Origin of the sequence: Nostoc sp. C117 (assembly GCF_043099735.1) — a bacterium.
Classification (GTDB): Bacteria; Cyanobacteriota; Cyanobacteriia; order Cyanobacteriales; family Nostocaceae; genus Nostoc.
In genome coordinates, this window is record NZ_CP170991.1 from 40,709 (window position 1) to 62,663 (window position 21,955).

Here is a 21,955-nt window from a genome sequence, read left to right on the forward strand (position 1 = left end):
TTGTTAGCCAAAAAGCTTAATAAATAAAAATAATCGTATCAGCTATTGAGAAAAAACTTTGACCTAATTGACTTATAAAGCATATTTGTTGTTAGCTGTAATTACAAGAGAAATATTTTTTTGTGTATTTACAGTCATGAATAGGAAACAAAATATTAAAATCCTAACAGCGCTTCTTGATTTAAAAGATGTGAAAGTTATATCTCATCGGATTCATGAGGGGATAGGAATGATTTTACAAACTGAATCAACAAAATCATACAGTAATTGTCCTCGCTGTGGTACAAAAAGCCATAGATTACATCAAAATCATCGATACGTTGTTAAAGACTTACCTTTTGGAGAAAAGCCAGTATTTTTAGAAATAAATAGGAGACAATTCAAATGTGAAAAATGTGAAAAACCGTTTAGTGAAAAGCTAGATTTTGTAAGTAAGAAAAGAACTTATACAAAACGGCTAGCAGACAAGATAATACAAGATGTTGTAGAAAATGATATCCATAGTGTAGCAAATAAAGGGATAGTGACAACAGAAGAAATAGAAAGAATGTTAAAAGATGCCTCAGAAAAATTATCTGATAACAAACCTGATTTTATAAAAAGGCTTGGAATTGATGAAATAGCTCTAGTTAAAGGCAAGGGTAATTACTGTGCAGTATTAATAGATTTAGATACATCTAAATTAATAACTTTGTTAAGTGGGCGCACACAAGAGGTAGTAAAGAAAACCCTTATAGAGTGGGGAACTGAGGTTTTAGCACGAATTGAGGAAGTGAGTATAGATTTGTGGGTAGGTTACAAAAATGTAGTAACAGAATTAATGCCCAATGCTCAAGTAGTAGCAGATAGATTTCATGTGATGACACAAATCAATAAAGAACTAGATACACAAAGAAAACAAGAGAAGCGGAATCTAGAAGAATTAGTTAAAAAAGCGCAATCATTATCAAAAAAATCTAAGTACGAAAAAGTATTGTCGGGACTAAAAAATAGTAAATACGTTTTATTGAAAAATGAGTCAGACTTAAATGAAGAGCAGATAAACAAACTTTATGAAGTGAAAAATTTATCTCCTATTCTCAAAGAAATGCATGAATTAAAAGAAAAAATTAGAAAGATTTTCAATAAGACAGATAACTGGTATCCGGGAGTTTTTAAACTCGGGATGTGGTTAGCAAAAGCTAAAAAATATTTTCCCAAGAGTAACAATACTATTATCCGTTGGTTTGATGAGATTATTGCTTACTTTGATAATGGGACAACTAGTGGTGTTGTGGAAGGCATTAATAACAAACTTAAGCTAATTAAACGTTCCGGCTATGGATTTAGAAACTTTGATAATTTCCGAGTTAGATGCTTGTTAAATTGGCATTTAACCTATTAGTTAAGCATATTATGTACTGAAGAACCGCTTATTTTGTCTGTTCCAAACTCCTAAATCGAGATACAGTTCAAAATTACGGTTTCCTGTTTCTCCCCCGGTGGGTGACATGATAATTAATTCCCCTTCAGCAGTTAACTCTAGTCGTAATTCTTTATTTACAGCGACAATTTGTGCAAATTCCTCATCAGTAAATTGCAGATTAGGAGGTAGTTGTAAGGTTAAAGCAGTCATAATTAATTGCGCTCCACAAAAATCCTAGTTGCATCAAACCCATATGCTGGTAATAGCGAAGATTTAGCCTCTACCTCTACTTTAGGCATAACTACACCCTTTTCTCGCCAGTATTGGAGCTTCCACAGAGTGCAGCCTGTGATTTCAGCAGCTTGTTTACTCGTAAAAAAAGTTTCCTACATGAAATCATTTTATGCACGTACTCAAAACCGACTCTCGGTTTATTAGTCAAACAGGACAGTTTTATGCGAGTGCGATCGCCCTCCAACCCAGCAACTGGTGTATAAAATGCGCCGCTTAGCGGTAGCCTAAGAAATATCAAACAAATGGTAGAAAAATGCTTAGTGTTATCAAACCTAAACAAGTTGCAATACGTGGAGTAAGCGTAGCCGTCGCAATTTTTTCTTTCAGCGTCTTATTTTACAGCCAAGTTGCTTCGGCAGCACCCCTACGCAATAAAAAGGGAATGGTAGTTTCAGCCAATCCCCTAGCGAGTGAAGCGGGAGTTTTGATGTTACGCAAAGGTGGTAATGCAGTTGATGCAGCCGTAGCCACAGCCTTTGCTATTTCTGTAGTTGAGCCTTTTTCGGCGGGAATTGGCGGTGGCGGATTTTTGCTGATGCACTCTGAGAAAACTGGCGAGATGAAAGCGTTAGATTTCCGCGAACGCGCACCCCTAAAAGCCACAAAAAATATGTATCTAGACGCACAAGGAAAGGTGCGTCCCAATGCAAGTACTAATGGTTATTTGGCCGTAGCCACACCAGGAACGGTAGCGGGGCTTTATGAAGTGCATCGTCGCTATGGTAAGCTTTCTTGGCAAGAAGTAATGAAACCTGCGATCGCACTTGCTAAAGATGGCTTTGTTCTTGACGATGCAGCAACTTGGCATTTTCTGGAAACAAACCAGTCTGCCAAGCAAGCACTTCTGAAAAATCCAGGGATACGGGAAATATTCAGTCACAATGGGGAATTTTATAAACCAGGGGAGAAGCTAGTGCAGCGTGACTTGGCAAGCACTTTAACAGCAATTTCCCAAAATCCCCAAAGTTTTTACACTGGAAGTATTGCCGAGGCGATCGCTGCTGATATGGCAAAAAATAATGGTTTAATTTCTCTAGAAGACCTCAAGGCTTACAAACCAATTTGGCGGACTCCAGTTTGTGGAAATTTTCGTCAAGCTAAAATTTGCTCAATGCCACCACCATCATCGGGAGGCATTCACCTCTTAGAGATTTTAAATATTATTGGTGACACCGATTTAAAATCTTTAGGATGGCATCATCCCGACGCTATACATTTAATGGTAGAAGCAATGAAAATTGCTTACAGCGATCGCTCAATATATTTAGGCGATCCAGATTTTGTCAAAGTTCCTGTACAACAACTAATCAGTCCAGCTTACGCCAAAAAACGCCGTCAAGAAATTAATATGCAAGTGGCTCGACCCTCCAGCGAAGTCAAGCCAATAGATTTGAATTCAAAATGTCTTCGTCTCTCCTCATCCCCTTGTCTTCCCCATGAATCTACAGAAACCAGTCATCTGACTGTTGTGGATGAAGAACGTAACGCCGTCAGCCTGACTTTCACTATTAATCTCAGTTTTGGTGCTGGTGTAGTGACACCGAAAACTGGAATTATCCTCAACAATGAGATGGATGATTTTGCTGCTGCGCCAGGAGTACCTAATGCTTTTGGCTTAGTTGGTAACGATGCCAACAGCATTGCACCTCGTAAAACTCCCCTATCCAGCATGACTCCCACAATTGTCACAAAAAATAATCATTTCCGTATGGCAGTCGGTGCCCCTGGTGGTAGCACTATCATCACCCAAGTTTTGCAAGTGATTCTGAATGTACTGGAATATAACATGGATGTTGGCGCGGCTGTTTCTGTACCACGCATACATCATCAATGGCTTCCAGATGAGTTGCGAGTGGAATCTTGGGGTTTGGACACTTTAACTTTACAAGACTTACGCCGTAGGGGGCACAAGATTAAAGAAACTGCTCCTTGGGGTAATGGTAACGCGATCGCAGTTACAGCCGATGGAACTCTAGAAGGGGCAGCCGATCCTCGCGGCGAAGGTTCCCCTAGAGGCTGGTGAGGGTGATGAAGGACGCGGGACACGGGGAAGACAAATGTAAATGTCCAATGCCCAATTCCCAATTCCCAATAACTATTGATTTTGAATTTTTGACTCTGCGTAGCTACTACCGCCAAATTCATTTGCCCGTGCGCTAGGTACTAATGTCCAGCCTGCTTTGAGAAGTTTTTGATAAGTTGCCCAACCTTTGGAACCACCTGGTATTTGATAATCTGGGACTGCAAAATTTCCAAAAGCTGTGTAGGGACGCCAAGGTTGACTGGGTTCTGTCTGCAAATACAAGATTTTCTCTCCGTCGCCACCAGACTTAGATAACCAGCACATTTGTCGATGCATTGCAAACTCCTTTGCTTTTAGCTAACCACTAATGCATAATTACAGATATTTGTCAAGTATTACCTCACCCTTGTGGATATTTTTTGCCTAATACTTTAGACGAAGTGTTAATTAAGTTATATCCACTATGGGATAATTACTTACCAAAGTCATACCCATGAGGAAAGCCGTGAGTAAAATACAAATATAAACGGTTTTCCCTCACTTTCTAGGATGAGGTTTTTCTCATGTTATCCGCGTTTTTGATGATTGTATGTAACAAGAACTACTATTCTGCGGAGGTTGACAATGAGACTATATGACAAAGGAGATTACACAAATCGCATTCAATAGTCAATTGTTATTTAATAACCTGAAATAACCTGAAACTTGGGTTACTAGAAAACTGGAGCATACAATTTATCGCCAACAATCCCGCGAATTGTCTCTACAAGTTGGCTATATGCAAAGTCAGATAAAACTGGTTTTGCTCCTTGTAACTCAATTGCTTGGTCTAAATCAATCCATGACTTGCAGCCGCCGTATTTGGCGTAATAAGCGATTTCTTGCTTTTGGGGTAGTTTATAAGTTCGTAAGAGCAAAATATATAGAGGTTGACGTGGTTTCCATTTGAGGCGATCGCTAATAAAATGCTCGTTCCAAATATGAAAAGGAAGTAAAGCGTTGACAATAGACTCGTCACTAACTGGCAAAATCTCGGTAATTTCAGCCCAACTACTGACGGGAATTGTATCTGGATGCCATCCTGATGTTACTGGATAAACATTATTGGCATACTCAGCTTTGAGCATGAAAGCTTGTTGATGTTCATAAGTAGGATAAAGCAAAATCTGCTTGTGGGCAACTTGGAAATGCCCATTCCGTTCATGAATACCGCCTTTGCGGAGCAACATAATTGTTCTGCCAGTTTCCAAGGCATTTACGGCCACTGCCCATTCTTTGAGAGCATGAAAAGTTGTAGTCAATTCCATCACATCTACTATATGTAATTCTGATTTAATTTCAAACTAAGAACGATAAAGTATGAACCTGTCTAAGGGAATGAATTAGGAAACACTCTTGATGGTCGTTGACGGGTTTTCAGTCATCAGTCATCAGGTAAATGTACAAATTAAATGCGTAACAGCTTATCTACGACTGTCTACACCTACGTTAGGGACTTCTGATGTACAAATCACACCGATTCTGATGCTAACTTAGCAAGTTGGTAAAATAATCCGCTTTTAAGTTGCATAATCCTTAGCCTCAGAAATACACAGGAACGGATACAAAAGGAGACGTAGGAATGCAATTTGAATGATGATTATTAGCTTAAAAGAATGTGGGTGGGAATTGAGGACACTCTGAGGGAATTTTTGTTGAAGCTTTCTTTGATATCCGTCATTGTGTTGAGTATTTTTTATTTGTCAGTCCTTTAGAACAGAGATTGCTGACAGGGAAATTTGCCATCAGCCATAAATTCGACCCAGCAGATAACCCTGCTCAAAATAAACTGTTTTAAGGGGACAATTTTGAACTTGCTCAACCAGCGCTAGAAAACTCCATCCTATAGCTCTTCTTCATAATTGTACCGTTGCTCAGTTAGCTTTGGCATGGTTAATTGCTCAAACCCAAATAAATGCCTAGAGGTATAGTTGTTTGTGGTCAGCTGTCAATGTGCGGGGTGCATTATCCCCAACAAGCACTAGACAACGCTTTAGCCGCCAAATTGGTAGAAATTGATGCTATTGGACTATGGTTAGCGATCGCTTTGACAACAATCCAATTATGTGGGATTTTTGACAATACAGCTTAGTGAACCAACTTCCATCCCTCAAAAATCCCTTTAATTGTCTTCAAAAAAGGGGTAGTAATCAAATTTTGGGGTCTAAATTGCAAAATCTAACAAAACATCAACTTTAGTAAACTAAGGGTTGTAACTCAGCAATTGAGTGCTAAGTTAAATAGCAAGACACCAAACAAAACAAAAAGGGTAAATGACTTAGTGTCTCCTGTCATCAACCCAAGTAAGCTTCAGCATATCGACAAGTGGCAACAGTCTAATTGTAGAAGACAAAGCCAAATCCCAAAGCGGAAAAACATGGAAATGCGAAGTTTGCTCGTTACTCTGTCCACCTTAGTTATTAACCTTCAGTTAGTTAATTAGTTTAACAATTTGAATCCTGTAAACTCGATAAAACCTGGTCAACCTTGACCAGGTTTTTGGATTTGATTCCGATATACTTATTTTCAATATTGGAACTGCATTAGCCAGTCTGCAAACATCATAGGAGCAATGCTCTAATAATGAGATGAGTAGGTTCTTGAGCCAGGGGAAGAGGAAGAAATAAATGTATAAGCAATCTCTAACGCTCGTAAAAAGTACTCAAATTTTGTCTCTTTACTCCCCCTGCCTATTTCACGAGGATCTCACTTTTTCGCGTTGCTCTGAGCGTTAGTGGGAATTATCTTGACTATGTATGAAGTTGCTTGATATTAACTACTACTTATAATGTTGTAAATATTTTAACTCTATAAAGTTTGCGATTAAATTTGTTAATTGGCTTGACATAGCTTGTAGCAGTAGTAAAATCAACTTTAAGTTACACAAAAATTGCCTGAAATTCAGAGCAATCAATTGGCTTGACTGTAACAAATACTACCAATAGGTGATGCGAGTATTCATTATCTACCGGAGAGTGCTATTCCGGGTTACGATGATGACTAGCGATCCCTTGATTTAAATATCGATATTGAATTGTTGAAATTTTATGGACCATAGTCCACCAGATGGCAGTATCAACCTCCTCTGATCTGGCGAGGAAGTCTCCCAGCGCGGGGGAGATATTAGGAGGTATGTATCATGCTCACACAGGATATTCGCGATGCATTGATTGATGCTACCGATTTAAACCAGTTGAAATGTGATTTAAATCGTTTACAACCAGTGGATGTAGGGGAATACATTGCACAATTACCCGAACAACAACGAGCGATCGCATTTCGTTTACTCAACAAAGGTCAAGCAATTGATGTATTTGAATATCTGCCAACACAAGTGCAGGAAGAATTAATTAATTCCCTACATGATGTACAAGTTGTGCAACTTGTAGAAGCGATGAGTCCTGATGAACGCGCAGAATTGTTTGATGAACTACCAGCAGGAGTGATCAAACGACTGTTAAAAGAACTCAGTCCAGAACAAAGACAAGCAACAGCGACAATTCTCGGTTATCCCGAAGGCACTGCTGGGCGAGTTATGACAACGGAATATGTCCGGTTACGTCAAGGATTGACTGTTGGTGAAGCCCTAAGTAAAATCCGCCATCAAGACGAAGATAAGGAGACAATTTATTACGCCTACGTCACCGATGATAACCGGACACTGGTGAGAGTAGTTTCACTGCGCCAGTTGTTGTTTACCTTTCCCGATGTTTTTATTAAAGATATAGCTAGCGATCGCGTCATCAAGGTGAGAACGGAAACTTCCCAAGAAGAAGTTGCCCAAATCATGAAGCGCTATGACTTAATTGCAATCCCCGTAGTCGATCGGGAAGACCGATTGGTGGGTATTGTCACCATTGATGATGTGATGGATATTTTGGAAGAAGAAGCCACAGAAGATATTCAAAAACTGGCGGGTGTAAGTGGTGATGAAGCTGCTTTATCGTCTCCTTTGCTCACCATCCGCAACCGCTTGCCTTGGTTGTTGGGGATTATGGCATTGTATATTGGTGCGGCCAGTGCGATCGCCCCTTTTCAAACTGTAATTTCCGCAGTGCCAGTTCTAGCAGTCATCATGCCAATTTTTTCTAACACTGGTGGTACTGTAGGCATTCAAGCATTAACCGTGACAATTCGAGGCTTGGGAGTGGGTGAGGTGACACCCAGAGACACGGGAAAAATTCTCCGCAAAGAAATTTTAGCTGGTTTAGGTACAGCCCTAGCTTTAGCCACAACGATGATCCTGCTTTCCTTAATTTGGGCGCGACCCCAAGAGCGATGGGTAGCTTTAATTGCCGGCATGGTCATGGCAACTAATACAATTGTGGCAGTGACTCTTGGTACTTTACTGCCAATGGGTTTGAAACGTTTGAAACTTGATCCTGCCTTGGTTAGTGGCCCATTAGTGACTACAATGCTAGATACAATTGGGTTTTTAACATTCCTCAGCCTAATTTCTCTAGCTTTAAACGTTTTCCACTTACCAACTTAAAAGGAGTGCTGAGTGAGGAGTGAGGAGTGCCGAGTGAAGAGTTAGTATTATCTCCTCCGCCCCTTTGCCCGCCATCTTCCTCATCTCCCCTATTCCCCAGTCCCCAAATATGCCTACTACCACCTGGAATCGTCATCACGTCCTTTCTCTAGCTGACTTCACAGCGGCTGAATACAATACTGTTTTACAAACTGCTGCCAGTTTTCAGGAAGTTTTATCGCGGCGCACCAAGAAAGTACCAACGTTGCAGGGACAGGTGGTGGCGAATTTATTTTTTGAACCTTCTACCCGCACCCGTAGTAGTTTTGAATTAGCTGCCAAACGCTTAAGCGCAGATACATTGAACTTTGCCGCAGCCACATCTTCTATGACCAAGGGAGAAACAATTCTCGACACGGCGAAAACCTATTTGGCTATGGGAACTGATATTATGGTAGTCCGGCATCGAGAGGCAGGAGTACCAAATGCGATCGCTGCGGAAATGGATCGTTTAGGTGTACGAATTAGTGTCCTCAATGCTGGTGATGGTCAACATGAGCATCCCTCCCAAGCACTGCTAGATTTATTTACCATTTGTAGATTAATTGACCCAAATCATCCGCAACTGGAACTTTTAAAGGGTAAAAAGATTGCCATTGTTGGAGATATTTTGCATTCTCGTGTAGCGCGATCGAATATTTGGAGTTTCATTGCTAGTGGTGCCGAAGTACACATAGCAGCACCTCCCACACTTTTACCCAAGTTATTTGCCGAGTTTATTTTGGAGGAGTCAGGGGAAGACGACACGGCGACGCGGCGACCCGGCGACGCGGAGAATAAAGAGGATACGGGATTACAGGGACACAACAGTATGGTTAAAAACGAAAATCTCTCCGCGTCTTCTTCCACTCCCCAACTATTTATTCATTGGCAACTAGAACCAGCTTTACAAGATGCCGATTTTGTGATGACTTTGCGCTTGCAAAAGGAACGGATGACAGCTCATTTACTGCCAAGTTTGCGAGAATATCATCAGCTATTTGGCATTACACGCACAAAGTTGAAACTGTGCAAGCCTAACGTCAAAGTTTTGCATCCAGGTCCCGTAAATCGTGGTGTCGAAATTAGTTCTGACTTAATGGATGATCCAGAATTTAGTCTTATTCAATCGCAAGTTACCAGCGGTGTCGCCGTTCGTATGGCACTGTTGTATTTATTAGGTAGTGGCAAAACTTAATTAATAAAAAGATAGACTCAAGCCAATACTTGTCGGTTAAGGGGAAAAGGAAAGGGGAAAGAAAAAACCTTTAACCTTTTCCCAAAACCAAATTCCGAGTTAAAAATGCTTTACCCGAGCAGTATTGAGACTCAAGCTAAATCCTGGCAATAGATTTTACCCAAAAGATTTGCCTGCATTGCCTCTTGCCGTTTTTTAGTGCCGTCGAACTCACGTAATATTAAGGTTATTGTTAGCTTTGGGCGAGGAATGATTAACGTATTAATTGATAATTGTTTTTAATAAAAGTACTGTGCAGCAACTATCAACCCAATTCTTCTGGTGTCAAATAGCGATCGCTCTATCTGTCATAGCATGACAGATTTTTTGAGAACGTCTAACTTAGCTTCAAAAACCAACGTTATGATTGTTAATGCATTAATTGAGCTTGGGTCTAATAATAAATAAGTTGGCACAAATAAACCTCGATACTACGGAGACGATCGATCGCCTCTGTTAGATCTGTCAAAAACCATTGAATTATAGACTTTGGGCATGGACACTTGACTGTTACTTAGGTACTGTATCCAACCAGAATCAGCTGTTGTACAAACTTCTACAAGGGTAATTGAAGTGACTAGGACTAATTCAGACTTTCTTAACTCCAGCGATCCGGCGATCGCGGAGTTAATCAATAACGAACTACAGCGTCAACGTGACCACTTGGAGTTGATTGCTAGTGAAAACTTTACCTCCGCCGCTGTATTGGCGGCTCAAGGTTCGGTACTGACAAATAAATATGCCGAAGGATTACCTGGTAAACGCTACTATGGTGGTTGTGAGTTTATCGATAAAATTGAGCAACTAGCGATCGAGCGTGCTAAACAGATATTTGGTGCTGCTCATGCCAATGTACAGCCCCATTCCGGCGCACAAGCTAATTTTGCAGTCTTCCTATCCCTATTAGAACCAGGCGACAAAATTATGGGGATGGATTTGTCTCATGGCGGACATCTAACCCACGGCTCTCCTGTAAATGTCTCAGGTAAATGGTTCCAAGTTAGCCACTACGGTGTCAGCCAAGAAACAGAACAACTTGACTATAACCAAATTCGGGAGCTGGCGCTAAGGGAGCGTCCAAAGCTGCTGATTTGTGGTTATTCAGCTTATCCACGTATAATTGATTTTGAAAAGTTCCGTAGTATTGCTGATGAAATCGGCGCTTACTTACTGGCGGATATTGCCCATATAGCAGGTTTGGTTGCCAGTGGTCTTCATCCCGATCCCATTCCTCATTGTCATGTAGTGACAACAACTACACATAAAACACTACGTGGGCCAAGAGGTGGTTTAATCTTGACTGCCGACGCAGAACTAGGTAAAAAGCTAGATAAATCTGTTTTTCCTGGTAGCCAGGGCGGGCCATTGGAACACGTCATTGCTGGGAAGGCAGTAGCTTTTGGAGAAGTGCTAAAGCCTGAGTTTAAAACTTATTCTGCCCAAGTGATTGAAAATGCTCGTGCTTTGGCAGAACAACTTCAAAATCGGGGTTTAAAGATTGTGTCTGATGGCACTGATAATCACTTAATGCTGGTGGATTTACGTTCTATTGGGATGACAGGTAAGCAAGCGGATCAGCTAGTCAGCACGGTAAATATTACTGCTAACAAAAATACTGTTCCTTTCGATCCACAGTCGCCATTTGTGACTAGTGGTCTAAGGTTAGGTTCACCAGCAATGACTACGCGGGGCTTGGGAGTAGCAGAATTTACCGAGATTGGAAATATCATTAGCGATCGCTTGCTTTCTCCAGATTCCGACGAAGTTACCCAAGATTGTCGCCGACGGGTGGCTGTATTGTGCGATCGCTTCCCCTTATACCCTCACCTGGAAATTCCTGTACCAGCACTAGCATAGGGCAAAACAGTTCCGAGTTCTGAGTAGTGAGTTCTGAGTAAAGAACTGAAATTCCCCACTCAGCACTCACTACTCAGCACGGGCTAAACGCCCCACTATCCATGTACAACAATCCTAAGGGGCATAGAGCATGGTTATTCTTCTTTGTCCCCAGTCCCTAAACCCAGTACCTAATCCCTAATCCCTAATACTTCATACTTCGGCTTTGCGGTAGTTGAGCGTAGTCGAAACTCAGTACAAGTCCCCAGTCCCTAGTCTCTAATCCCCAATCCCTAATCGAATGAGTGCAGAAATTATTTGTGTTGGTACAGAATTGCTACTAGGAGATATCCTCAACGGCAATGCTCAATATTTGGCGCAACAGTTAGCGCAGCTAGGTATTCCCCATTACTATCAAACAGTGGTTGGGGATAATCCAGAACGGTTGAAGCAGGTTATAGAAATTGCTATTTCTAGAGCGCAAATTCTCATTTTCACTGGTGGTCTTGGACCAACACCAGATGACCTTACGTGTGAAACCATCGCCGATTTTTTTAAAGCTCCTTTGGTAGAACGTGCTGACATCATCGAAGATATAACCCAGAAATTCGCTCAACGCGGCCGGGTGATGTCACCAAGTAACCGCAAGCAAGCTTTGATTCCCCAAGGTGCAGAAATTTTACCCAACCCCACGGGAACAGCACCCGGTATAATTTGGCAACCCCGTCCCGAAATCACCATTTTTACCTTTCCCGGTGTTCCCAGTGAGATGCATCCGATGTGGGAAGAAACAGCCGTCCCATTTCTCAAAAGTCAAGGTTGGGGTAAGGAAACTATTTACAGCCGGAGTTTAAAGTTTTGGGGTATTGGTGAATCTGCTTTGGCGGAAAAGGTTGCTTCTTATTTAAAGCTGCCAAATCCCACAGTAGCGCCTTATGCAGGTAAGGGAGAAGTAAGATTGCGAGTTTCTGCTAAAGCCAATTCAGAAGCCGCAGCAGAGGCTTTGATTGCACCAATTGAAAAACAAATTCAAGAAATCGCTGGACTAGATTTTTACGGTGTTAATAATGATACCTTGGCTTCTGTTGTCGGTCAGTTGTTGCGTGCATCGGGGGAAACGCTTTCGGTGGCAGAATCTTGCACTGGTGGCGGACTGGGACAAATGTTAACTGAAATTTCTGGGAGTTCTGATTACTTTTGGGGTGGAGTAATTTCTTATGACAATTCGGTGAAAGTTGGATTACTAGGAGTTAACCCAGAAGATTTAGATAAATTTGGGGCGGTAAGTACTATCGTTGCAGAGCAAATGGCTGTTGGGGTTAAAACTCGACTTTCAACAACTTGGGGATTGAGTATTACTGGAATTGCTGGACCCAATGGAGGAACAGATGCCAAGCCAGTAGGTTTGGTTTATGTCGGTTTGGCAGGACCAAAAAATGAAGTAGCAAGTTTTGAGTATCATTTTGGTACAGCACGAGGACGCACCCTAATTCGTCATGTGAGTGCGAATGCAGCATTGGATAATTTACGGCGGAAGTTGTTGACGAGGTAGGTCACTTAAAAGCAAATCTAGCCGTTAGTATAAGTAAAACCAGCAAGATTTCGAGGATGATTAGTAAATAGAAAAGTCAGGCACAATAATTTAACTAATTCTGGGAGTTTATATCGTGTTCCTACTGATATAGAAGAGTTGCTGCGTATTTTGGTGGCGATAGTTGGGTGCTGAAAAAGATGGTGATGTCTTCCTTAGTACTGATGAGAATCTTACCGATAACCTATTTCAATTATTCCCACTCACCAATTCATAAGTAATATCTGATACAGTTAATTTCTAATCATCAGCCATACTATGCCTACCCATCAGCACAATCAATCACGGGATCGCTTGCTGTATTCTTCACAGTTTGTTACAAAAGTACAAAGAACTTCTAGAGACTAACAATCACATGTTCGGCGGACTTACTGGTTTACAAGATCCTAAAGGCACTGATTGGGGAGAGCGGATGCTCAACACAGTCGCCAGCCAAACGATTCGCCACCTGTTTACCCAAAGCGAGTCAGTAGAAGTCTTTGTGCGCTGCTACCCCTCCAGCAAGCTATTGCAAGGCAGCATTGATAGCTTTAAAATGAGTGGTCGTGGCTTGGTGATTCGGAAAGACTTCGCGGTTGAGGAGATGTCATTTGAAACTGATGCGGTGGCTATTGATTTTGGCTCCGTTTTGAGTGGCAAACTCAGTCTTAAACAACCTACTCAGGCGATCGCTCAAGTGATTTTATCAGAAGCGGGCATTAACCAAGCCTTTAATGCGGAACTAGTGAAAAAGCGCCTACTTAACCTCACCGTACCATCACTGACAGAATTATCTAGTGGTGAACCAGTCTCTTTTACGGAAGTCCAGATAAAGCTATTGCCAGAAAATCGCTTACAACTTATAGCAAAGGCAGATTTAAACAATGGTGAACTCATACCCTTGAGTATGATCCTAACTTTAGGTATTGAAAGGCGCCGGCGAGTTTCTTTCAAAGATCCGAAAATTGAACTTGAGCAAGTGCCAGAAGCACAACGGGAAATTTCGCAAACCTTGAGTGTGGCACTTGTAGAAATTTTAGATAATATGGTTGACTTAGATCGCTTTGACCTTGATGGAGTGAAAATGCGGCTGAACCGATTAGAAACTGAAGGTCAAAAACTTATTTTCAGTGGATATGCTGAGATTGAACGTATTCCAAGTAGCGCTTAAGCTCATCATATAAAAAATGTTAGGGTCACAACAACGTTGTGACCCTACTTAATTCAAAACAGCTAGAAATTTTAAATTCAATTCAAAATTATCTATCTTCCAACGCCTACATATTGGAATCCAGCCCGCACCATTGTTTCGGGGTCGAGGAAGTTACGACCATCGATGATAACGGGATGAGCCATCAATTTTGCCATTTTTGCATAGTCGAGAGTGCTGAACTGTTGCCATTCGGTCACTAATACCAATGCATCGCAGCCATCAGCTAGTCTTTCAGCATCGGTTTCTACCAGCACACCAGAAAGACCATGACGCATACCTGTTTGGGAAACAATGGGATCGTAAGCTTTGACTTTGGCTCCTAGTCGGTTGAGTTGTTCAATTAAGTTGAGTGCTGGAGCATCGCGCATATCATCAGTATCGGGCTTAAAGGTCAGACCGAGTAGCCCAACAGTTTTACCTTTGAGGATTTTGAGAACTTGCTGGAGTTTCTCCAAAGCAATCAAACGCTGGCGTTCGTTGACATTGACGGCAGATTTGAGTAATTCAGCTTCATAACCATAGTCATCAGCCGTGTGAATCAAAGCTGAGACATCTTTCGGGAAGCAAGAACCACCCCAACCAATACCAGCTTGTAAAAACTTGTTACCAATGCGGGAGTCTAAGCCAATACCTTTAGCTACTTGGGTAACATCAGCACCGACGCGATCGCAAATATTAGCAACTTCATTAATAAAACTAATTTTAGTAGCTAAAAAGGCATTAGCAGCGTATTTAATCATTTCCGCTGAACTGAGGTCTGTTGCCAGAATTGGTACTGGGGGTAAAGATGCATCGGCAGCGAACTTACGTTCCACAATTGGGGCATATAGTTGTTGCATTAAGGCTACTGCTCTTTGACTATTGCCTCCTAGTACAATGCGATCGGGGTTGAAGGTGTCGTAAACTGCTGAACCTTCGCGCAAAAACTCTGGATTACTAATTACATCAAACTGGGCTGGAACCTCAGGCAATTTATCTTCACTTGACATCCCACCTGCTGGTACTAATGTTTTTTGACGTTCAGCAATACCATCTAGAACAATCATCCGCACCCAGTCACCTGAGCCAATGGGTACTGTAGATTTATTGACAATGACTTTATAACCACCGTTAAGATTTTCCCCAATACCACGGGCTACAGCTTCAACGTAACGGGTATCACTTTCGCCAGTAGGCAAAGGTGGTGTTCCCACGGCAATAAACAGAATTTCTCCGTGGGCGACTCCAGCGGCAATATCGGTAGTAAAGTGAATTTTTTCTGTTTGAATGGCAGACTGCATGATTTCTGAGAGTCCTGGTTCAAAAATTGGGGACTGCCCAGACTTCATCAATTTAACTTTTTCTTCGTTGTTGTCTACGCAAATTACATCATGCCCAATATGAGCTAAGCAAGCACCTGTAACTAAACCAACGTAACCAGTACCAATTACGCAAACACGCATTTTTAACTCCTCGCTTTTTGAGCGTTAAATTATCAAACTTACACACTGAGAGGAAACACAGCCACTAAAGTACGGGCTACTAAATTAGGATTAGCTTGCACGAAAGTTGAGAGCGGTGCTTAGGAGGCTGAATTCTTGATATCGCTGTTAATGCGATCGCGGAAATCTTCTATTGTTAGTTTTAACCCCTCTTGCAGAGGAATGGTAGGTTCCCAATTTAACCAAGTTTTTGCCTTGGTGATATCAGGCTGACGACGCCGGGGATCGTCAGAAGGTAATACCTCAAACTTAATCTGTGCATCCGGGTTAATCATGTTTTGCACTGTTTGGGCTAATTGTAAAATCGTATATTCACCAGGATTGCCCAGATTTACCGGGCCAATGTAGTCGCTATTCATCAGGCGGATGAATCCTTCCACCAAATCGGAAACGTAGCAAAAACTCCGAGTTTGGGAACCATCACCGTACACAGTTAAAGGATTACCCCGCAAGGCTTGAACTATAAAGTTACTCACCACTCGACCATCGTTTTCTAACATTCTCGGTCCGTAGGTGTTGAATATCCGAACAACTCGAATATCAACTTTATTTTGCCTATAGTAATCAAATGCGAGGGTTTCAGCGATTCTTTTGCCTTCGTCGTAGCATGAACGTATGCCAATGGGATTGACGCTACCCCTATACTCTTCGGGTTGGGGATGAACTTCCGGATCGCCGTATACTTCACTAGTGGAAGCCAAGAAAAACCTAGCTTTCACTCGCTTCGCCAGCCCCAACATATTCAGTGTCCCCATCACGTTAGTTTTAACGGTTTTGACTGGGTTGTATTGGTAATGTACTGGAGAAGCAGGACAAGCTAAATGATAAATTTGATCCACTTCTAAGCGAATTGGTTCGGTAATGTCGTGGCGGATGAGTTCAAAGTAGGGATGACCTAACCATTTCAGAATATTGCGTTTATTACCAGTGTAAAAATTATCCAAGCATATTAATTCATGCCCATCGTTCATTAGTCGGTCGATGAGATGGGAACCAATAAACCCAGCACCGCCCGTCACCAAAATTCTCATAGTTTCTCTGTTACTTACAAATATTTTCAGTAGCTATTGCATTTACATTTAGATTACCCATCTTCAGGACAAAAATACCAAGGTAAAAATGAATAAGCCTCAATCAACAATAATTACTAATTTGTAATTCTTAATTAAACTGATAGCGAATCTAAGCCGATTATTCGCGGGTTGATCGGAGGACGCAACCACGAATGCTCGTACCTTATGGACACGGTTAGGGAGTCCGAGACTGTCATTAGTAATTACGAATTACCAATCTTTAAAGTGTATTCTTGAGCTTACTAATTTTGTACAGATGTAGTTTTGTGATATTTGTACCTGTTTCTTTAAGAATTTAACTAGAAAAATAACAAACTTCGTCAGAAAATTGTCGTTTTTTTATCTAAAATTCATCAAATCTTCAATAAAATAAAGTATTTATACGGTTGTTACAAAATAAGGCAGGAGAAAGAGTCTGTTTTACTGCTTTTAGTACAGCGGGATGTAGCCAATTCTGACTTATGAATTATGTCCTTTGTCATACGGCAGATGTCATGCTGGTAGCTGTATTAGAGATAACTACATTTGTTTGAGTGCGCTGTGGTTCACCAAGCATGACAATAGAGCAGGTGAGTTGTCTGGCTAACTCAGTAGTGACATCGCTGATGGCTAACCCTCCAGGGCTAGTACGATTACGTATAAAAGGTAAAACGACTAAATCATATAATCGTGCTGCTTGCAAAATTGCTTGAGCAACATTTTCATGAGCAATAATTTGAATTTCTGGGGTATTGGGCAAAGCCAATTTAGAGACTAATAAGGAGAGATGCGATCGCCTCCAAGCAATTTTACTGGAACTGGTGCGGCGATCGCACACATTTAGTACAGTAATGTGGCTCTGATTAGCCTCTGCCAACATCTGAGCAAATTGTACAGGCTGTAATATGGGTGCGGTTAAATTTTCTACTGGCACTAAAATGCGCTGAATTTTTTTTGGTGATTCTACCAAACGTGTAACTGCTACCGGGCAATGAGCTGCCCAAAGCACACCATCAATGACATTACCAAATAACAGCGCTCGCAAGCCAGTACGTTTACCCCAACCCGTCAGAATTAAACTAGCTTTTTGTTCGCGGGCGGCTCTGCTAATTCCCTGAGCAAAAGCATCATCAATTCGCAGCACTGATTCTGCGGCTACACCTAAGGCTCGACTTTGGGCGGTGGCTTTTGTTAATAATCGCTCACTTCGTTCTAGAGAGGCTTCTAATTGGGGTGCATCCATATGAGCAGTAGCAGTAGCGATCGCTAGCGGTACAATTTTACCCTTTGACTGATGTGCCAATAGCGCGGCCATTTCAATCAAATACTGCTGGGTTTGAGGATTATAGACAGGTACAACTATAGTAAAAGCACCATCTGTTTCCGGTGTATCTCCATCGGATAAAGTTGTTGGTGATGGATCTGTCGCTAGTGAAGAAGTCAAACCGACAGCTATTCGACCAGTTATAAACGGTCCCAAAGTTGATGTGACGAGCATTAAAACAATAATGCTGTGTAATATTTCTGTTGAGAGTAACTCAGCGCGATATCCAACTAACGTTGCTGCTAAGGTTATACCAACTTGGGGAAGTGATAGCGACCACATTGTGAGCATTTCTCGCCAGTTATAGCGGTAAAGCAATTTTGTTAAAAAAGCTGCGATCAATTTACTGGCAATCAAACCAACTATAATTAATAACGTTAACTTCAGGGTGTTGGGGTTCTTCAAAAACGTTGGTAAATCGATTAGTAAACCAAGGTCAACAAAGAAAATGGGAATCAACAGAACACTGCCAATAAACACCACCTTTTCTTTCACTGGCCCTTCACCCACAGCTTCATTTACCGCCAAACCGACTAAAAAAGCACCAACAATTTTATCTACTCCGATCAATTGAGCGCCCACAGCAGCGAGAAACACAGAAAGCAATACAAATAAAAACTTGTTTCCTTCATCGTCTCCGGAACGCCGAAAAAATTCTTTACCAGCCCAATCAAATCCAGCGACAACAGCAACAGAGTAAATTGTTAACCAACCCGACAAGGTGAGTAGTTTAGCTAAGCTGAATGCCCCAGGATGACCGACAGCTACACAAACAGCTAGTATTAGGATTGCGCCAATATCTGTAAAAATCGTAGCTCCAATGGTGACAGTAACAGCTTCATTATTGACGACTCCCAAACGAGTGATTATGGGATATGCCAAAAGGGTATAGGAAGCGAATAAAGAGCCAATTAAAATTGAAGTGTTCCAGCCATAGCCGATAATCAAGCCTAGTAAGATTCCCATAAGTAGGGGTACACTGAAAGTCAAGCTAGCAAACCCAAAGGCACGACTTTTCCTTTTGCGGAATTGTTCTAGATCGACTTCTAGTCCGGCGACAAACAGCAAGTAAATTAACCCAATGTCTGATAGTAGGTTAATCATCGGTGAGTCAGACTGAAATATATTCCAGCCCGAAGGTCCAAGAACTAGCCCAGTAAAAACCAAACCCACCAATCCTGGTAATCTTAGTCGCTCAAAGATTATGGGTATAACTAAAATCACCACCAGTAAAATAGCAAAGGAAATAATTGGTTCCTTGCCAAGAAGTTGGGAAGTTGGTTCCAGAGCAAGAACTTGTAATGTGAGTTCCATAGGTAGGAATTGAAGGGGCTATGGTAAAACTGCGATGACCTTTGGGGCGATCGCTTGATTGATATAAATGAATGTAGAAGCCACTTGAGGAAAAATCAAAAATCTTAATTTACACTAAACTAGACAATTGTCTAACAACTAACTACCTACGGGTGGATTTGACTCAAAATGAACCGCAAGCGATCGTAGTCGTCTTTCAGTAACACGCTCAGATTTCGCCCAGCTTTAATTAGCCATTCTCGGTCAGCTTTGCGTAACTGGTATACATCTCGAATGGCAGCTGCGGTCAAGGATTCTATGGGCGCACCATTGATACAAAGGAGTGTCCGTAAAAAATCTAGTTCTTCAGTAAATTTAACGATCGCTTCTGGTTCGCACCGATAAACAGCTTGATGAATTTGCGGAGGACGGGGTGGTAGATACTGATATACTCTTCGGTTATAACTTGGATTTTGTGAAGATAGTTCAAATCCAACAATTGCAGATCGAAATTCGGTTCTGAGCATAGCAAAAATCTGGGGTTGTTCCTCACGTAAGTCTTGCAAGGACAACCCCAAAGCTCTAGCGCGGTGTACGGAGTCTATAGGCATGGTCGTGGCATAATACACCACAGCGTAAACGATATTCCCCGATTCTTCATCCACAGCACAAACCCAACTACCAAAAGGCGGCATCGAGGGAAAGCTCAAATCCTCCGGTTCTAAACACTGAGCCAAAAATTCGGTAGTAGTAGTTTCAATCACCTCCGCAAAGTGGTTAGGGTGGCGATCGCTTCTGTCAAACTGTGGTAAAGGGAGGCGCATGTGAGTGCTGAGTTAGGAGTGATGAGAGTTAAGAGTTAGGAGTGATGAGTTGACAAATCCTAACTCCTAACTTCTCACTCCTAATTTCTAACTCCTAAGTAATCTTATTTGGCTTTTTTACGTCCAGCTGTAGTTTCTACAAGTTCCAATTCCTTCAGGCGGAAGGTAACTAATTTATCCCAATTACCACCTTCAAATAATACGGCGACCTTACCATCACTCACCCGTTGAACGAGTCCTTCAGAGCGATAATAGGTATCTGCGGGATTGTTGACGCGAACAGTTGCTCCAGGCAGAATCATCTTTTTAGCCTCGCTTGTTTCCTGTTAATAGCTTAATACTTCTTAATGGGCATTGGACATTGGGTATTGGTGAGGAAGGAGAGATCTGTCAACGACAAATGACTAATGAAAAATAACGAATCAATAATACTTCTGTCTTTGACGAAAATTTGCTACCGATTCGACTATTCCCAAGGAAATGAAGTTGGTCAGCATAGCAGAACGCCCGTAACTCATCCAAGGTAGGGGAATTCCTGCTACGGGTGCTAAGCCAACAGTCATACCAACGTTGACAATCACCTGAAATACAATCATCGACAAAACACCAATAGCCAACAAAGAACCAAAATTATCTTTGGCGGTTTGAGCAACATGCAGTAAACGGAAGCAAATGAGGCAGAAGACAAATAATACTATCAAACAACCAACAAAACCGAATTCTTCGCCCACTGCAGAGAAAATAAAGTCTGTATGCTGTTCAGGTACGAAATTCAGTTGCGTCATTGGACCTTTAAACAAACCCCATCCCCAAATTTCGCCAGCACCAATGGCAATGCGAGATTGAATCAGGTGATACCCAGCGCCTAAGGGATCGTGATCGGGGTCCATGAATACAGTTAGTCGGTCTTTTTGATAGGGTTTGAGAATATGGTTCCAGGCAAAAACTCCTAATTCGCCGCCTAGTATATTCAGACTCCAAGCGCTGATAGCACCCAAACCAAATCGACGCCAAGGAAGAGTTTGCCAGCCCACAATAACCATAGCAAGTGACCAAGCTATCCCTAATGGACCAAAAGATAGTTCTTTAAATAAAACTATCGGCTTTGCTAAAGGCCAAGATATACTCAACAAGATGGCAGCAACCACAGGAGAAATCATCAGAATTAACCAACCTGGGTTGGCATTTGCCCAATACAGCATTCCGACAACGATCGCCCCAAATACCAGTGATGTTGCTAAATCTGGCTGTAGAAATACCAATCCCCAAGGGATAGCAGTAATTGCCAGAACGCGGAAAACACTTTCGAGGTTAGAAGCGGTACGTTTATGTAACAAAGCTGCTAAGGTGATGATGATACCGACCTTGGCAAATTCTGAGGGTTGTACATTAAAGCCAGCAATACTAATCCACCGCTGCGCTCCTTTGGCGCTGGTACCAGCAATCATCACGGCGATTAAGCTGAAGTTCGTCAGTCCGTAGATTACCCAGTGCCACTGCATTAAGATTTCATAACGGGTACGAGCTAAAAACACGGCTATCAAAACGCCGATACCCGCAACTAACCAGTGCCACCACCAATCAGTTACCGGCTGTTTCAGTTCTGTACTGAGAATCATAGTGCCGCCAAAAATACTGACAGCAATCGGTAAGCAAAATAGTAACAAATCTACATATTGCCAGGGCTTAACCCAAGACTTCCAGCGAATTTTGGGGAGCGATCGTTTTAATAACATTGTGCCAGTTTAGACTTTAGCTTTAATTGTTGGGGATTGGGCAAAAGAGTGCTGAGTTAAGAGTTTTGTTTAGGGACTTCCAGAAAATAAATTATCCCATTTTCATCGTGGCAGATTC

17 protein-coding genes and 1 pseudogene are annotated in these 21,955 nt (G+C 41.8%); 8 read left to right on the forward strand and 10 right to left on the reverse strand.

Annotated elements, in window-relative coordinates; all coding sequences use genetic code 11:
- Positions 1-136 precede the first annotated feature (136 nt).
- A complete protein-coding gene (locus tag ACFG4S_RS01955; protein WP_392531164.1) occupies positions 137-1,384 on the forward strand; it encodes an ISL3 family transposase in 1,248 nt (415 codons plus the stop codon).
- A gap of 30 nt (positions 1,385-1,414) precedes the next feature.
- On the opposite strand, the pseudogene ACFG4S_RS01960 reads toward ACFG4S_RS01955, so the two are convergent.
- Positions 1,415-1,615 (reverse strand): annotated as a pseudogene (locus tag ACFG4S_RS01960) (Uma2 family endonuclease); the annotation flags it as partial.
- Positions 1,616-1,617: 2 nt separating this feature from the next.
- Positions 1,618-1,758, reverse strand: a complete 141-nt coding sequence (locus ACFG4S_RS01965) for a hypothetical protein (RefSeq protein ID WP_392536147.1) — start codon at positions 1,756-1,758, stop codon at positions 1,618-1,620.
- Positions 1,759-1,952: 194 nt separating this feature from the next.
- On the opposite strand from ACFG4S_RS01965, the gene ggt reads away from it, so the two are divergent.
- On the forward strand, positions 1,953-3,722 hold the full coding sequence (ggt, locus tag ACFG4S_RS01970; RefSeq protein WP_392533221.1) for a gamma-glutamyltransferase: 1,770 nt from the start codon (positions 1,953-1,955) through the stop codon (positions 3,720-3,722).
- A gap of 72 nt (positions 3,723-3,794) precedes the next feature.
- On the opposite strand, the gene ACFG4S_RS01975 is transcribed toward ggt, so the two are convergent.
- The gene (locus ACFG4S_RS01975) at positions 3,795-4,058 is read right to left on the reverse strand and encodes a hypothetical protein (RefSeq protein WP_392533222.1); all 264 of its coding nucleotides are present in this window, start codon (positions 4,056-4,058) and stop codon (positions 3,795-3,797) included.
- A gap of 377 nt (positions 4,059-4,435) precedes the next feature.
- Positions 4,436-5,029: a DUF1802 family protein gene (locus tag ACFG4S_RS01980; protein WP_392533223.1), complete on the reverse strand. Its 594-nt coding sequence runs from the start codon at positions 5,027-5,029 to the stop codon at positions 4,436-4,438.
- Between the two features lie 692 nt (positions 5,030-5,721).
- Between ACFG4S_RS01980 and ACFG4S_RS01985 the strand changes: the two genes are divergently transcribed.
- The 6 genes from ACFG4S_RS01985 (at position 5,722) to ACFG4S_RS02010 (ending at position 14,085) form a co-directional block, all read left to right on the forward strand.
- Positions 5,722-5,853: a hypothetical protein gene (locus ACFG4S_RS01985; RefSeq protein ID WP_392533224.1), complete on the forward strand. Its 132-nt coding sequence runs from the start codon at positions 5,722-5,724 to the stop codon at positions 5,851-5,853.
- Between the two features lie 1,047 nt (positions 5,854-6,900).
- A complete protein-coding gene (mgtE, locus tag ACFG4S_RS01990) occupies positions 6,901-8,253 on the forward strand; it encodes a magnesium transporter (RefSeq protein WP_392533225.1) in 1,353 nt (450 codons plus the stop codon).
- Positions 8,254-8,362: 109 nt separating this feature from the next.
- Entirely contained in the window at positions 8,363-9,469 is a 1,107-nt protein-coding gene (locus ACFG4S_RS01995; protein WP_392533226.1) for an aspartate carbamoyltransferase catalytic subunit, read from the forward strand.
- A gap of 612 nt (positions 9,470-10,081) precedes the next feature.
- Positions 10,082-11,365, forward strand: coding sequence for a serine hydroxymethyltransferase (gene glyA / locus ACFG4S_RS02000; protein ID WP_392533227.1), 1,284 nt, complete (start codon positions 10,082-10,084; stop codon positions 11,363-11,365).
- A 280-nt stretch (positions 11,366-11,645) separates the two neighbouring features.
- On the forward strand, positions 11,646-12,896 hold the full coding sequence (locus ACFG4S_RS02005) for a competence/damage-inducible protein A (RefSeq protein WP_392533228.1): 1,251 nt from the start codon (positions 11,646-11,648) through the stop codon (positions 12,894-12,896).
- A 394-nt stretch (positions 12,897-13,290) separates the two neighbouring features.
- The gene (locus ACFG4S_RS02010; RefSeq protein ID WP_392536148.1) at positions 13,291-14,085 is read left to right on the forward strand and encodes a DUF2993 domain-containing protein; all 795 of its coding nucleotides are present in this window, start codon (positions 13,291-13,293) and stop codon (positions 14,083-14,085) included.
- Between the two features lie 92 nt (positions 14,086-14,177).
- Here ACFG4S_RS02010 and ACFG4S_RS02015 read toward each other — a convergent pair whose 3' ends face one another.
- The 6 genes from ACFG4S_RS02015 to rodA form a co-directional block, all read right to left on the reverse strand.
- The gene (locus ACFG4S_RS02015; RefSeq protein WP_392533229.1) at positions 14,178-15,569 is read right to left on the reverse strand and encodes a UDP-glucose dehydrogenase family protein; all 1,392 of its coding nucleotides are present in this window, start codon (positions 15,567-15,569) and stop codon (positions 14,178-14,180) included.
- A gap of 119 nt (positions 15,570-15,688) precedes the next feature.
- The gene (locus ACFG4S_RS02020; protein WP_392533230.1) at positions 15,689-16,639 is read right to left on the reverse strand and encodes a UDP-glucuronic acid decarboxylase family protein; all 951 of its coding nucleotides are present in this window, start codon (positions 16,637-16,639) and stop codon (positions 15,689-15,691) included.
- 520 nt (positions 16,640-17,159) lie between these two features.
- Positions 17,160-19,298 (reverse strand): cation:proton antiporter, encoded by a 2,139-nt coding sequence (locus tag ACFG4S_RS02025; RefSeq protein WP_392533231.1) that lies wholly within the window; start codon positions 19,296-19,298, stop codon positions 17,160-17,162.
- Between the two features lie 146 nt (positions 19,299-19,444).
- Positions 19,445-20,101, reverse strand: coding sequence for an HAS-barrel domain-containing protein (locus ACFG4S_RS02030; RefSeq protein WP_392533232.1), 657 nt, complete (start codon positions 20,099-20,101; stop codon positions 19,445-19,447).
- 104 nt (positions 20,102-20,205) lie between these two features.
- Positions 20,206-20,403: an NAD(P)H dehydrogenase subunit NdhS gene (locus ACFG4S_RS02035; RefSeq protein ID WP_392533233.1), complete on the reverse strand. Its 198-nt coding sequence runs from the start codon at positions 20,401-20,403 to the stop codon at positions 20,206-20,208.
- A 120-nt stretch (positions 20,404-20,523) separates the two neighbouring features.
- Entirely contained in the window at positions 20,524-21,837 is a 1,314-nt protein-coding gene (gene rodA, locus ACFG4S_RS02040) for a rod shape-determining protein RodA (protein WP_392533234.1), read from the reverse strand.
- Between the last annotated feature and the right edge of the window lie 118 nt (positions 21,838-21,955).